At 72.9% G+C, this 14,723-nt stretch carries 9 protein-coding genes and 1 pseudogene; 4 read left to right on the plus strand and 6 right to left on the minus strand.

Annotated elements, in window-relative coordinates:
- The first annotated feature begins 47 nt into the window (after positions 1 to 47).
- Together ACWGH1_RS17650 and ACWGH1_RS17655 are read left to right on the plus strand one after the other, a co-directional pair.
- The gene (locus ACWGH1_RS17650; protein WP_453408801.1) at positions 48 to 1,814 is read left to right on the plus strand and encodes a dolichyl-phosphate-mannose--protein mannosyltransferase; all 1,767 of its coding nucleotides are present in this window, start codon (positions 48 to 50) and stop codon (positions 1,812 to 1,814) included.
- Positions 1,815 to 2,005: 191 nt separating this feature from the next.
- Complete coding sequence (locus tag ACWGH1_RS17655; protein WP_453408802.1) at positions 2,006 to 3,637, plus strand: penicillin-binding transpeptidase domain-containing protein; 1,632 nt, start codon at positions 2,006 to 2,008, stop codon at positions 3,635 to 3,637.
- 634 nt (positions 3,638 to 4,271) lie between these two features.
- Here ACWGH1_RS17655 and ACWGH1_RS17660 read toward each other — a convergent pair.
- From ACWGH1_RS17660 to ACWGH1_RS17675, 4 genes and pseudogenes are all read right to left on the minus strand, one after another.
- Positions 4,272 to 5,061: pseudogene (locus ACWGH1_RS17660) on the minus strand (serine hydrolase domain-containing protein).
- Between the two features lie 29 nt (positions 5,062 to 5,090).
- Positions 5,091 to 5,867, minus strand: coding sequence for an energy-coupling factor ABC transporter ATP-binding protein (locus tag ACWGH1_RS17665; RefSeq protein ID WP_453356437.1), 777 nt, complete (start codon positions 5,865 to 5,867; stop codon positions 5,091 to 5,093).
- 2 nt (positions 5,868 to 5,869) lie between these two features.
- The gene (gene cbiQ, locus ACWGH1_RS17670; protein ID WP_453356438.1) at positions 5,870 to 6,631 is read right to left on the minus strand and encodes a cobalt ECF transporter T component CbiQ; all 762 of its coding nucleotides are present in this window, start codon (positions 6,629 to 6,631) and stop codon (positions 5,870 to 5,872) included.
- 1 nt (position 6,632) lies between these two features.
- Positions 6,633 to 7,700, minus strand: a complete 1,068-nt coding sequence (locus tag ACWGH1_RS17675) for an energy-coupling factor ABC transporter permease (protein ID WP_453356439.1) — start codon at positions 7,698 to 7,700, stop codon at positions 6,633 to 6,635.
- A 181-nt stretch (positions 7,701 to 7,881) separates the two neighbouring features.
- Here ACWGH1_RS17675 and ACWGH1_RS17680 point away from each other — a divergent pair, with 181 nt between their 5' ends.
- Entirely contained in the window at positions 7,882 to 8,268 is a 387-nt protein-coding gene (locus ACWGH1_RS17680; protein WP_453356440.1) for an SsgA family sporulation/cell division regulator, read from the plus strand.
- Positions 8,269 to 8,350: 82 nt separating this feature from the next.
- On the opposite strand, the gene ACWGH1_RS17685 is transcribed toward ACWGH1_RS17680, so the two are convergent.
- Entirely contained in the window at positions 8,351 to 10,543 is a 2,193-nt protein-coding gene (locus ACWGH1_RS17685) for an MMPL family transporter (protein ID WP_453355314.1), read from the minus strand.
- A 139-nt stretch (positions 10,544 to 10,682) separates the two neighbouring features.
- Positions 10,683 to 11,273 carry a TetR/AcrR family transcriptional regulator gene (locus tag ACWGH1_RS17690; RefSeq protein WP_453355315.1) on the minus strand — a complete coding sequence of 197 codons (591 nt, stop codon included), beginning with the start codon at positions 11,271 to 11,273 and terminating at the stop codon, positions 10,683 to 10,685.
- Positions 11,274 to 11,424: 151 nt separating this feature from the next.
- On the opposite strand from ACWGH1_RS17690, the gene ACWGH1_RS17695 reads away from it, so the two are divergent.
- Positions 11,425 to 14,715, plus strand: a complete 3,291-nt coding sequence (locus ACWGH1_RS17695; protein WP_453355316.1) for a S41 family peptidase — start codon at positions 11,425 to 11,427, stop codon at positions 14,713 to 14,715.
- The last annotated feature ends 8 nt before the right edge of the window (positions 14,716 to 14,723 follow it).

A 14,723-nucleotide genomic window follows, 5' to 3' on the forward strand; every position in this document is an offset into this window, starting at 1 on the left:
CGCGCAGCCACTGGGGTTCCCACCGGCGCGTTCCCTACGATGACCCGGTGACCAGAACCGCGACGCCGCCGCCCAGCCCCGCGGGGGCCCCGCCCGTCCCGCCGGGCGGACGCGGCTCCGAACCCGAGCCGCCCGTCTGGCTCCGCCGCCTGCGCGGCTTCGGCTACGCCGCGCAGGCGCGGGGCGCGGACGTGCGCACCCGCCTCGTGCCCCCGTACGCGCGGCCCTCCGAACAGCTGTGGACCGCGCTCGGCGTGCCGGTCGCCGCGCGCGAGCGCTGGCAGCGCGTCCTGTCGTGGGTGGGTCCGCTGCTGGTGACGCTGGTCGCGGGGGTGCTCCGGTTCGCGCACCTGGGCAGCCCGAAGGCGGTGATATTCGACGAGACGTACTACGCGAAGGACGCGTGGGCCACGATCCGGCAGGGCTACGAGGCGAGTTGGCCCAAGGACGTCGACAAGTCGATCCTCGCCGACCCCAGCGGCGTCGCGCTGCCGCTGGAGCCGGGGTACGTCGTCCACCCGCCGGTCGGCAAGTGGGTGATCGGTCTCGGCGAGTGGATGTTCGGCTTCGATCCGTTCGGCTGGCGGTTCATGACCGCGGTGCTGGGCACCTTGTCCGTCCTGATGCTGTGCCGGATCGGCCGCCGGCTGTTCCGCTCGACGTTCCTGGGCTGCCTGGCCGGTGCGCTGCTGGCCGTCGACGGGCTGCACCTGGTGATGAGCCGGACCGCGCTGCTCGACCTGGTGCTGATGTTCTTCGTACTGGCCGCCTTCGGCGCGCTGGTCATCGACCGGGACCGGACGCGGGCGCGGCTCGCGGCGGCGCTGCCGGTGGACGGCGAGGGCCGGGCCCGGCCGGACGCGGTCGTCGCGCAGACGCTGCGGCTGGGCTGGCGCCCGTACCGGATCCTGGCGGGCGTCTGTCTGGGCCTGGCGTTCGGCACGAAGTGGAACGGCCTGGTGGTGCTGGCCTTCTTCGGCGTCCTGACCGTGCTGTGGGACGCGGCCGCGCGCCGCACGGCGGGCGCGGGCGCCCCGTACGCGGCGATGCTGCGCCGTGACGCACTGCCCGGGTTCCTGTCGACGGTGCCGGTGGCGATCGCCGTCTACCTGGCGTCCTGGGCGGGCTGGATCCTGAGCCCGGACAACGGCAAGGGCGGCTACTTCCGCGACTGGGCCGCCAAGCACGACCAGGGCAGTTCGCTGTCCTGGCTGCCGGAGTGGCTGCGCAGCCTGTGGCACTACGAGACCGAGGTGTACAAGTTCCACGTCGGCCTGACCTCGGGGCACACCTACCAGTCGAATCCGTGGAGCTGGCTGGTGCTGGGCCGGCCCGTCTCCTACTTCTACGAGTCCCCCGCGCCCGGTACGGACGGCTGCCCGGCGACCGCGACGGGCAAGTGCGCCCGCGAGGTACTGGCCCTGGGCACGCCGCTGCTGTGGTGGGCGGGCTGCTTCGCGCTGCTGTACGTGCTGTGGCGGTGGTTCTTCCGCCGCGACTGGCGGGCGGGCGCGATCGCGTGCGCGCTGACCGCGGGTCTGCTGCCCTGGTTCAACTACCAGGAGCGGACGATCTTCTACTTCTACGCGGTGGTCTTCGTCCCGTACCTCTGCCTGGCGGTGACGATGATGATCGGCGCACTGCTCGGTCCGGCGGGGTCCTCCGAGCGCCGCCGCGCCCTGGGTGCGATCGGCGCGGGCGTCCTGGTCCTGCTGATCATGTGGAACTTCATCTATTTCTGGCCGATCTACACGGGTGGGAGCATCCCGCTGGACTCCTGGCGCGGCCGGATGTGGCTGGAGACCTGGGTCTGAGACCTGGTGGAACGAGATTCGTGAAGGGTCCGGCGCGGTGACGGCGCCGGACCTTTCGCGTATGGGCGGGAACCGGCCACAGCACGTTCCGGTCCGGTAACGACGCGTTGCCTGCGGTGTCGCACCGCGTAAGGTCCACACCAAGAGTTCTTGAACATGTTCAGGGACTGTGGCCCGGGGAGGGGACGCAAGTGAACGGGGCGGCGAAGGGTGCCATCGTCGGCGGGGTGTTCCTCGCGCTGGTCGGCGGTGCCGGGTACGGCGTGTACGCGCTGGTCGGGGAGGACGGCGGCGGGGGCGGCGGGGGGACGGGGAACGCGGCCGCCGCCAAGGACAGCGGGCCGCCGACCGAGAAGGAAACGGCGCAGACCGCGAAGGCCTTCCTCACCGCCTGGGCCGCGGGCGACGAGCGCGCGGCCGCCGACCTGACGAACAACGCGCAGGAGGCGCAGGCCGCGGTCGCGGACTTCAAGGCCAAGGCGTACGTGTCCAAGGCCGTGATCACCCCCGGCCTGCCGAACGGCGCCACCGTGCCGTTCAAGGTCGAGGCGGAGGTCACGTACGAGGGCACCGCCAAGCCCCTCGCCTACGACTCCCGGCTGACCGTCGTACGCGGCGTCACCACCGGGAAGCCGCTGGTCGACTGGCAGCCCGCGGTGCTGCACCCGCAGCTCCAGAAGGGCGAACGGCTGCGCGCCGGGGCGCCCGCGAGCCCGCCGGTCAGGGCCGTGGACCACACCGGCGCGGAACTGACGGCGGAGAAGTACCCCTCTTTGGGCCCGGTCCTCGCCGAGCTGCGCCAGACCTACGGCGCGAAGGCGGGCGGCAAGCCCGGCGCGGAGCTGTGGATCGAACCGGCCGTCGCGGGCACGCCCAAGCGGACCCTGCTGACCCTGGCGGAGGGCGAGCCGGCCACCCTCACGACGTACCTGGACGCGCGGGTGCAGGCGGCGGCGGAGCAGGCCGTCGCACGCTACCCGGAGTCCTCGGTGGTCGCCGTCCAGCCGAGCACCGGGCACGTCCTGGCCGTGGCGAACAACCGCAAGGACGGCTTCAACGCGGCCATGCAGGGCGCCCGCGCCCCGGGCTCGACGATGAAGATCGTGACGGCGGAGATGCTGCTCGACCGCGGCAAGGCGGCGGCCGACCGGCCGTCGGAGTGCGTCAAGGAAGCGGTCTGGGGCGGCCGCGCCTTCCACAACCTGAACGACTTCGCACTGCCCGGCGCGACCTTCGCGACCAGCTTCGCCAAGTCGTGCAACACCGCCTTCATCAAGCAGATCGACGACGTCAAGGACGACGCGGCGCTGGCGACGGAGGCCAAGGAGGTCTTCGGCATCGGCCTGGACTGGAAGACGGGCGTCAAGTCGGTCGACGGCAAGGTCCCGGTCGCCACGGGCGCGGAGGCGGCGGCCGAATACATCGGGCAGGGCAACATCACCATGAACCCGCTCAACGTCGCGTCCCTGACGGCCACGGCGCGCAGCGGGGAGTTCCGCCAGCCGCTGCTGGTCCCGGCGGAGCTGGACGGCCGGCCGGTCGCGGCGGCGGCGCGCGGGATGAAGCCGTCGGTGCGGCAGCAGCTGGCGTCGATGATGCGGCTGACGGCGTCGAGCGGGACGGCCGCCGGGGTCATGTCCTCGGTCGGCGGCGACAAGGGCGCCAAGACCGGCTCGGCGGAGGTGGACGGCGTCAGCCCGGACAGCTGGTTCACCGGCTTCAGCGACGACGTGGCGGCGGCCGCCATGGTCGAATCGGGCGGCCACGGCGCGGACGCCGCGGGCCCCATCGTGGCGGCGGTGCTCCGCAGCACACCTTCTTGACGCGCCCCTCGCACCCTCCGGCCCCGGGGGCCGGAGGGGCTTCGGTCCGCTACCGCTGGGGGTACCCCCCAGCGGTAGCTGGGGGAAACTCCGTCCGGCCGTCGCCGGGCGGAGCCCCGCCCCGGCCGGCCCGCTCACCGCGCCGGGCGCCCCGCGCACCATCGTGATGCGCGCGGACCAGCCGGACCGGGTGGCGGCCGTCGGATGCCCGCCCGACCGGGTCTGCCCAGCACGGAAGGCGGCGAGCGCGGCATGCCTGGGCCGCACTGCGGGGCGTGGACCGGCTGCGCGCCGCCCCCGGCCACCGCGGCCGACGGCCGGCCGGTGCCTGCCCGTCCGAGGGACGGCGTCCGGCGAACGCCGGGGGCCGCCCCGGCCGCCTGGTCGCGGCGAGGCGAGGCGAGGTCACGGGGTGGGTCGAGAACTCGAACCGGGTGCCCTTCCCAGCGCTTCGGCGATGTCGTGGCCACGATCGCCCGTCCGGCCGGTCGGCCGTGGGCTGCGCCGCGTGCCGGGTGTGGGCAGCCGCGCACGTCTGCGGCCGGGCCCGGCGGCAGCAGCGGGCAGCCCCGCAGGCACGGCAGCGGCCGGAAGCCGGGGAGGGGCGCCGGGCCCGGGTGGTGCGTGCGGTGCGTCAGGAGGCGAGCGACGCCCGGAGGGCGCGGAGGAGGGACTGGGCGCGGGGGTCGGCCGTGACCGACTTGGCCAGGGCGTTCGTGACGTACCCGAAGCCGACGCCCGCCTCCGGGTCCGCGAACCCGAGCGAGCCGCCCCGCCCCGGGTGGCCGAACGACGCCGGGGACAGCAGCGGCGAGGCCGGGCCGTGCAGCATGTACCCCGGCCCGAAGCGGGTGTTCACCACCAGCACCCGGTCCGGCCCCGCCGACAGCTCGCGGGACGCCAGCGCCGCCGTCTGCGGGTCGAACAGGCGCGCGCCGTCCTCGGTGTCCCCCAGCAGCGCCGCGTAGAACCCGGCCAGCGCCCGCGCCGTCCCGATCCCCGCCGAGGCCGGCAGCTCGCCCGCCCGGTACTCGGGGGCGTTCTCGTCCGGCAGCGGGTCGATCGCCGCGAACGCGCGCCGCGTCAGCGAATCCGGGTCGGCGTACGCCGCCGAAACGTTCCTGCGCGGCCGGGTCCGCAGCGCCCCCGCCGACTCCGGCGCCTCCCAGCAGCCCCCGCTGGTGCAGCAGCAGCGGCACCGCCGCCGCCACGCCCTTGGTGGCGGACCGCACCACCTGCGCGGTCCGCCGCCCCCAGGGCTCGCTTCCTTCCGCGTCCTTCGTCCCGGCCCACAGGTCCACGACCCGGCGCCCGTCCCGGTAGACCGCGACGGCCGCGCCCCGGTCCCCGAGCACCTCGAAGTTGCGTACGAAAGCCTCGCGGACGGGCTCGAAGCCCTCCGCCACCTCACCCTGGATGTTCACGAGCGGTCCAACAATCGGCCGGGGGGTGCTTATGCCACGGCCGCGGGCAGCGTCACCGACCGCGGGTCGAAGCCGAACGGCAGCTCCAGCCGGTGCGCGCGCATCAGCTCCTCGTCGCAGAGCAGGTCCTGCGTGCGTCCGTCCGCCGCGATGACCCCCTCGCTGAGGACCACCGCGCGCGGGCACAGCTCCAGCGCGTACGGCAGGTCGTGCGTCACCATCAGCACCGTCACGTCCAGCGAGCGCAGGATGTCCGCCAGCTCCCGCCGCGACGCCGGGTCGAGGTTGGAGGAGGGCTCGTCCAGTACGAGGATCTCCGGCCGCATCGCCAGTACGGTCGCCACCGCCACCCGGCGGCGCTGCCCGAACGACAGGTGGTGCGGCGGCCGGTCCGCGAAGGCGGCCATGCCGACCTGCTCCAGCGCGTCCGTCACCCGCGCCCGGAGCTCCGCGCCGCGCATCCCGGCGGCCGCCGGCCCGAACGCCACGTCCTCGCGCACGGTCGGCATGAACAACTGGTCGTCGGGGTCCTGGAAGACGATCCCGACCCGCCGCCGGACCTCGGCGAAGTTCCGCTTCTCCACGGGCAGCCCGGCCACGGTCACCGCGCCGACGCCACCGCCCAGGATGCCGTTGAGGTGGAGCACGAGGGTGGTCTTGCCCGCGCCGTTGGGGCCGAGCAGTGCCACCCGTTCACCGCGCCCGACGGTCAGGTCGACGCCGAAGAGGGCCTGGTGTCCGTCGGGGTAGGCGTAGGCGAGGCCGGAGACTTCCAGCGAGGGTGCGTCGGTGGTCACAGCGTCCATCGTCACAGGGTCCATCCCATCAGACAGACGGCGAGTGCCGTCACCGGGAGTGCGGCCGCGTACGCCCACTGGGCGCGCGAGGCCGAGATGTCGTCGATCACCGGCATGGAACCGGCGTAGCCGCGGCTGATCATCGCGAGGTGGACCCGCTCGCCGCGCTCGTAGGAACGGATGAAGAGGGAGCCGGCGGTCTTCGCCAGCACCCCCCACTGCCGGACGCCGCGCGCCTCGAAGCCGCGCGAGCGCCGGGCGATGGACATCCGCCGCAGCTCACCGGTGATCACGTCGCCGTACCGGATCATGAAGGTGGCGATCTGGACCAGCAGCGGCGGCAGTTTCAGCCGCTCCATGCCGAGGAGCAGCGCCCGCAGTTCGGTCGTCGACGCGAGCAGTACGGAGGCGGCCACCCCGAGGGTCCCCTTGGCCAGTACGTTCCAGGCGCCCCAGAGGCCGGAGACGCTCAGCGACACGCCGAGCACCTCCACCCGCTCGCCCTCGGCCACGAAGGGCATGAGGACGGCGAAGGCGACGAACGGGACCTCGATCAGCAGCCGCCGCAGCAGGAAGCCGGCGGGGATCCGGGCGGCGGCGGCGACCGCGGCGATGAGGACGGCGTAGAGCGCGAACGCCCACACCGCCCCGCGCGGCGTGGAGACGACGACCACCACGAAGGCGAAGGCCGCGGCGAGCTTGCACTGCGGCGGCAGCGCGTGCACCGCCGAGTGCCCGTGGCGGTAGAGCTTGTGCGTGTGCCCGGCGCCCATGTCAGCCCGTGGCGGAACTGGTCGGGGCGGAGGTGGAGGCGGCCGTCAGGTCCTCGGCGCGGCGGCGGCGCACGGTCCAGAAGATCCCGGTGCCGACGACGACGGTCGCGCCGACGCCGATGACGCCCGCGAGGCCGCCGGAGAGCCGGGTGTCGGTGACGTCCTTGACGCTGTAGTCGGCGAGCGGGGAGCCCGCGGCGGCGTGCTCCTCCACCTTCCGGTCGATGCCCTTGTCGGCGGCGACCTTCTCCAGTCCGTCCGGGCTGGCGGAGGCGTAGTAGGAGACGAAGCCGGCGAGTACGAGGGCGGTGACCAGGCCGGTGATCCACACGGGCCTGGTGGAGCGCGGCCCGGCGACGGGCGACGCCGCGGCGGCGGGGGCGTCGACCAGTTCACCGCCGACGCGCAGCTTGAGCGGCGTGCTCAGTCCGCGCGCGCCGTGCACCAGGTCGGGGCGTACGGCGAGCACCGCGCCGACCGTCGCGGCGGTGATGACGGCCTCGCCGAGGCCGATGAGGACGTGCACGCCGACCATGGCGGTGAACACCTTGCCGAGCGGTACGTCGGTGGTCCCGCCCAGGGCGTAGAGCAGGGTGAACATGACGGCGGCGGCGGGCACGGACAGCAGGGCACCGGTGAAGGCGGCGGCGGTGACCGAGCGCCGGGTCTTGGGCAGCACCCGCACCAGGCCGCGGAACACCGCGTAGGCGACGACGACGGTGACGACGGCCATGTTCATGATGTTGACGCCGAGGGCGGTCAGGCCGCCGTCGGCGAACAGCACGCCCTGCATGAGCAGCACCACGGACACGCACAGCACGCCGGTGCAGGGGCCGACGAGTATCGCGGCGAGGGCGCCGCCGAGCAGGTGTCCGCTGGTGCCCGCGGCGACGGGGAAGTTCAGCATCTGCACGGCGAAGATGAAGGCCGCCACCAGTCCGGCGAGCGGTGCGGCCTTCTCCTCCAGCTCCCGGCGGGCGCCGCGGAGGCTGACGGCCACCGCTGCGGCGGCTGCGACACCTGCGGCTACGGAGACGGGGGCATCGATGAAGCCGTCGGGCACGTGCATGGGTTTCGCTCCGCTTCCTGCGGTTGACTCGCAACACTCTTTAGCCGTTCAAGAGTAATGCCCAGTTGCAAACTGTTGGCAAGAGCGCTCACGGCACAAGTAGCAGTGAGCGGTTTCGTGGGAATGTGCGAGGCTGGGGGAAGCAAGGACCCATATGTTCCGATATGGAGGAGTCTTGGAGATGTCAGCCACCGCCGAGAATCCCCACGCGACCGCCACCACGACCGCAGTCGAGGAACGGGTCCGCGCCCGCGTGATCAGTGACGATCCGCTCTACCGCACCGTCCCGGCCGCGCTGCGGTTCGTCCTCGACGAGCCGCTCGCCGTCCGGATCGTCTTCCCCGCCGGGGTCTCCCCCGAAGGCACCGACAACGAGTGGGTCTTCCCCCGCGCCCTGCTGGAAGCGGGCCTGCTGGTCCCGAGCGGGACCGGCGACGTACGCGTCTGGCCCTGCGGGCGGGTGCAGGTCATCGTCGAGTTCCACGCGCCCGAGGGCGTGGCCGTCGTGCAGTTCGACAGCGCCGCCCTGCGCCGCTTCCTGCGCCGTACGTTGGCCACCGCCCGCTGACGGCGGCCACGAGCGGAACCGGCCCCGCACCACCTGGCGATCAGGCGGTGCGGGGCCGGTCGTTCACCCGGGCGGAGCAGGGTCAGGCGTCGACCAGCTCCCGGTCCTTGTCCGGACCGTGGGCGGACTCGCCGAGGTGCTTGCGCAGGCTCTCGCCCTCCACGTCCACGTTCGGCAGGATCCGGTCGAGCCACTTCGGCAGCCACCAGGCCTTGTGCCCGAGCAGCGCCAGCACCGCCGGGACGATGGCCATGCGCACCACGAAGGCGTCGAAGAAGACGGCGACGGCCAGACCGAAGCCGATCATCTTGACCATCTGCTCGCTGGCGCCGATGAAGCCCGAGAACACCGCGATCATGATGACGGCGGCGGCCACCACCACCCGCGCGCTGTACTGGAAGCCGGTCACCACGGCCTGCCCCGGGCGCTCGCCGTGGACGTACGCCTCACGCATCCGGGTGACCAGGAAGACCTCGTAGTCCATCGCCAGGCCGAAGACGACGCCCACCATGAAGATCGGCATCATCGACATGATCGGACCGGTCTGCTCCACCCCGAAGAGCGAGCCCAGCCAGCCCCACTGGAAGACCGCGACGACCGCGCCGAGCGCCGCGACGACCGACAGCAGGAAGCCGAGGGCCGCCTTCAGCGGGACCAGGATCGAGCGGAACACCAGCATCAGCAGCAGGAAGGCGAGGCCGACGACGAGCGCGAGGTAGGGCACCAGCGCGTCGTTCATCTTCTGCGAGAAGTCGATGTTCATCGCGGTCGCGCCGGTGACGAGGACGTCGTCGCCGCTGCCGTCGCGGATCGTGTGGACCAGCTTCTCGGTCTCGGTGGAGGACGGGCGGTCCTTCGGGATCACGTTGATGATCGCCGCGTCACCCGCCTTGTTCGGCATCGGCGGCGTCACCACGGCCACCCCGTCCAGACCCTTGATCCGGTCGACCGTCTTGTCCGCGAGCGCCTTGTCGCCGTCCACGACCACCATCAGCGGGCCGTTGAAGCCCGGGCCGAAGCCGTCGGACAGCAGGTCGTACGCCCGGCGCTGGGTGGTGGAGACCGGCTGGGCGCCGTCGTCCGGCAGGCCCATCTCCAGCTTGCCCGCCGGGATCGCGATCGCGCCGAGGCCGATCACACCGGCCAGCAGCACCATGACCGGGCGGCGCAGGACGAAGCGGGCCCAGCGGGTGCCGCCGTTGGCCTTGGGCTCGGCGCCGGCCGGCTTGCCCTTGCCGAACAGCCTGCTCTTGGTACCGGCCGGCAGGACCTTCTTGCCCGCGAAACCGAGGATGGCGGGGACCAGGGTGAGGGCGACGAGCACCGCGATGACGACGGTGCCGGCGGCCGCGAAGCCCATCTTCGTCAGCATCGGGATGTTGACGACGGCCAGGCCCACCAGGGCGATGACCACGGTCAGACCGGCGAACACCACGGCGGAACCGGCGGTTCCGGCGGCCCGCCCCGCGGCCTCGTCGCGCTCGCGGCCCTCGGCCAGCTCCGCGCGGTAGCGGGAGACGATGAAGAGGGCGTAGTCGATGCCGACGGCCAGGCCGATCATCATCGCGAGGGTGGAGGTGGTGGAGCCGAGGTCCAGCACGTTGGCGAGCGCGGTGATCGAGGAGACGCCGATGCCCACGCCGATCAGCGCGGTCAGCAGCGGCAGTCCGGCCGCGATCAGCGAGCCGAAGGTGATGACCAGGACCACGGCTGCGATCAGGATGCCGATGACCTCGCCGGAGCCGGTCTCGGGCGCCGTCATCAGCGCGTCACCGCCGATCTCGACGGTCAGCCCGGCGGCCTGGGCGTCCTTGCCGGACTCCTTGAGCGAGTCGCGGGTGGCGTCGGTCAGCTCCATGCCGCTGACCTTGTACTTGGCGCTGATGTACGCGGTACGGGAGTCCTGGCTGATCGCCTTGGACTGGTACGGGTCGTCGACCGAGGCGATCTGGTCGGCGCCGGCGCCGCCCTTGAGGCCGGAGACGATCTTCTCGACCTCGGCCTTGGGAGCCGGGTCGGTGACCTTCGCGCCGTCCGGCGCCTTGATGACGATGCGGGCGGTCGCGCCGTTGGCGGTCATGCCCGGGAAGCGCTGCTCCAGCAGGTCGAAGGCCTTCTGGGCCTCCGTGCCGGGTATGGAGAACGAGCCTGAGGTGGGGGCGGACGCCGACGCCGCGCCGAAGCCGGCGGCGAACAGCAGTGCCACCCAGACGAGGGCGACGAAGCGGCGGCGCCGGAAGGCGCCCCTGCCGAGTCGGTAAAGGAAGGTGGCCACGTCTGTGGTTCTCCCGTTCGGGTCGTGGGATGGGTGGGGGCGCCTTGCGGCACCCCCCGAGGGCATGGAGAGCCGGCCCGACGACGAGAGCGGCGTGTCAGGAGCAGCGGCCCCGCCCCGGGGAGGGCGGGTGGAGGGGTCAGACGCCGAGGGCGGGGAACACCACGGCGTCGATGAAGCGGCCGAGGAAAGCCCGGTCCACCGAGCGGTCCTCGATCAGCGGGAGCGCGATGAACGCCCCGATGAGCATGTGCGGTACGAAATCGAGCGCCGGACAGTCCGGGGAGATCTCCCCCCGGTCCACAGCGCGCCGCAGCATCACCTGCAGACCGTTGATCTCGGGGTCCACCAGCAGGTCCCGCAGCGCCTGGTGGAGCTCCGGGCTCTCGTGGACGGCATGGGCCAGACCCCTCATCAGGGCGGTGTCCTTGGCCATCTGCGCGTCGTCGGAGTGTTCGACCATGAGGGCGAAGTCCCCGCGCAGGCTGCCCGTGTCGATCTCCCGGAGGGAGACCGGCTGGGTGCACCGCAGGGCCTTCGCGACCAGCTCCGGCTTGCTCCCCCACTGGCGGTAGAGGGTCGCCTTGCTGGACTTCGTACGGGCGGCGACCGCGTCCATGGTCAGCGCCTCGTAGCCGACCTCGCGCAGGAGGTCGAGGACCGCCCCGTGGAGTTCGGCTTCCCGTTCGGGGCTGATCCGGGTACGCCTCGACGAGACCTCTTCGCTCATCTCCGCGCCTCCCATCCGAACGAAACCGTTTCGTACTCATCAGACCATACCCCTGCTCCGAGCGAAACGAAACCGTTCCGTTTCGCTGGAGCAGTGGCATGGATCACCTGTACGAGTTGCCAGGGCCCCTCCGCGCGGAAAGCATTGGGGGGTGAGTCACGACGGCGCGTACCTCCGATATCCGCACCTGCACGACGAGCTCCTGTGCTTCGCCACCGAGGACGACCTCTGGGTGGCGCCACTCGTCCCGCCCGGCGCGGCCGCCGGCCGGGCCTGGCGCATCACCGTCGACCGGACGCGGGTCGGGCACCCCCGCTTCTCCCCCGACGGCCGCCACATCGCCTTCACCACCTGGCGAAGCCTCGACCCCGAGATCCACCTCGCCCCCGTCGACGGCGGTCCCGCCCGCAGACTGAGCTACTGGGGCTCCACCGACACCCGCGTCTGCGGCTGGACCCCGCCGGACAAGGACGGCCGCAGCGACATCCTCGCCGTCTCCTCGCACGGCCAGCCCTTCTCCTACTACTCGTGGGCCTACATCCTGCCCACCGACGGCAGCCCCGGCGGCCGGCTCCCCTGGGGCCCGGTGTCCGACATCGCGGTCCAGGACGTCCCGAACGGGAACGGCTCCCCCGAGCGGCGCACCCTCCTGCTCACCGGCAAGCCGCCGCACGAGCCGGCGGCCTGGAAGCGCTACCGGGGCGGCGCCACCGGCCGGCTCTGGCTGCACGGGACACGGCTGCTGGAGGACATCGAGGGCCACCTCGACTCCCCCATGTTCGTGGACGGCCGGATCGCCTTCCTCTCCGACCACGAGGGGATCGGCAACCTGTACTCCTGCCTGCCCGACGGGACCGACCTGCGGCGCCACACCGACCACGAGGAGTTCTACGCCCGGCACGCCTCCAGCGACGGCGCCCGGGTCGTCTACCAGTGCGCGGGCGACCTGTGGCTCGTCGACTCCCTGGCCGCCGACAGCTCCCCGCGCAAGCTCGACGTCCGCCTCGGGGGCCCGCGCGCGGGACGGCGTACGTACCAGGTCCCGGCCGCCAGCCACGTCGACTCGCTCTCCGTCGACACGACCGGGCGGGCCAGCGCGGTCGTCGTACGCGGCAGCCTGTACTGGCTCACGCACCGCGACGGCCCGGCCCGCACCATCGCCGACACCCCGGGCGTGCGGGTGCGGCTGCCCGAGATGCTCGGCGGCGCCGGGCAGGTCGCGTACGTGACGGACGCCGAGGGCGAGGACGCCATCGAGATCGCCTACCTGCCCCGCGCCTCCGGGCCGCGCCAGCCGCGCCGGCTGGCCTCCGGGAAGCTCGGCCGCGTCCTGGAACTGGTGTCCGACCCGGACGGCGAGCGCCTCGCCATCGCCTCCAACGACGGACGGCTGCTCCTCATCGACGCCACCGAGGAGTCCGAGGGGGAGGTCACCGAGCTGATCCGGTCCACCAACGGGCCCGTCAACGACCTGGCGTTCTCCCCCGACGGCTGCTGGCTCACCTGGTCGCACCCCGGCATCGGGCGTTCGCTGCGCCAGATCAAGATGGCGCGGATCTCCGGCCCCGGCCCGCACACGGTCGTCGACGTCACCAACGGCCGCTTCGAGGACGAGAACCCGGTCTTCACCCGGGACGGCCGCTACCTCGCCTTCCTCTCCTGGCGCGGCTTCGACCCGGTGTACGACGTGCACACCGGTGACCTGTCCTTCCCGCTGGGCTGCCGCCCCTACCTGGTGCCGCTGTCCTCGGCCACCCCTTCGCCGTTCGCGTTCACCCCCGACGGCCGGCCCGCCGCCGGCGGCCTGGACCCGGTGGAGGGCGAGTCCGGCGAGGGCGACGGCGCGGTGATCGTGGAGGTCGAGGGCCTGGAGAGCCGGGTGACGCCCTTCCCGGTGTCGGCGTCGAAGTACTCCGCGCTCTTCCCGGTGCACGGTGGCGGACTGGTGTGGCTGCGCTGGCCGATCTCGGGCGCGCTCGGCGAGACCTTCGCCAACCCGGCGGACATGACGGGCAAGCCGACGCTGGAGTACTTCGACATCACCAAGGCGCGCAAGACCGAACTGGCCTCCGGGCTGGACTGGTTCGCGGTCAGCGGCGACGGCACCCGGCTGGTCGTCAACGACGACGGCGACCTGCGGGCGGTCCCGGCCACCGAGTCGGGCGACAGCGACTCCACCGTCTACCTGGACCTGCGGCGCATCCTGCACGAGGTCGACCCGGCCGCCGAGTGGCGCCAGGCCTTCGAGGAGGCGGGACGGCTGATCCGCGCCTACTTCTGGGAGCCGGACATGTGCGGCATCGACTGGGACGGGGTGCTGCGCCAGTACCGCCCCATGGTCGAACGGGTCGCCTCCCCCGACGAGTTCGCGGACCTGATGCGCGAGGTGCTCGGCGAACTCGGCACCTCGCACGCGTACGTCTCCCCGGCGCGCCGGAACGAGGGGCCCCCGCACTACCAGCGGGCCATCGGCCTGCTCGGCGCCAACCTCGTCCCGCGCGACGGGGCCTGGACCGTCTTGCGGATCCTGCCCGGCGAATCCTCGGACTCCAAGGCCCGCTCCCCGCTCGCCGGGACCGGCATCCGCGAGGGCGCGGCCCTCACCCACGTCGACGGCCGCCCGGTCGATCCGGTGGCGGGACCGTACCCGCTGCTGTCGGCGGCGGGCGGCACCACGGTGGAGCTGACCTTCGAGCCGGCCGAGGGCGAGGGGCCGGCCCGCCGGGTCGCGGTCGTCCCCCTCGTCGACGAACGGCCGCTGCGCTACCAGGACTGGGTCTCCAAGCGGCGGGCGGTGGTCCGGGAGCTCAGCGGCGGCAAGTGCGGCTACCTGCACATCCCCGACATGGGCGGCTCGGGCTGGGCCCAGTTCAACCGCGACCTGCGGATGGAGATGTCACGGCCCGCGCTGATCGTGGACGTCCGCGGCAACGCGGGCGGGCACATCAGCGAGCTGGTGGTGGAGAAGCTGACCCGCTCCATCCTCGGCTGGGACCTCACGCGGAACGCGGAGCCGGTGTCGTACGCCTCCAACGCGCCCCGGGGGCCGATCGTGGCGCTGGCCGACGAGGCGACCTCCTCGGACGGGGACATGATCACGGCGGCGTTCAAGCTGCTGGGGCTGGGGCCGGTCGTCGGCCAGCGCACCTGGGGCGGGGTGGTCGGGATGACCGGCCGGCACACCCTGGGCGACGGGACGGTGATCACGGTGCCGATGAACGCGGCGTGGTTCCCGGAGTACGGCTGGTCGGTGGAGAACCACGGCGTGGAGCCGGACCTGGCGGTCCTGCGCACCCCGCTCGACTGGGCGGAGGGACGGTACGCGCAGCTGGACGACGCCGTTCACCTGGCGCTGGAGTTGCTGGAGCAGGATCCCGCCGCCGTCCCGCCCGGCTACGAGGACGTCCCGGACCTGCGCCGCCCGAAGCTGCCGCCGAGGTAGGCCTACGG

Source organism: Streptomyces sp. NPDC054883 (genome assembly GCF_053610645.1).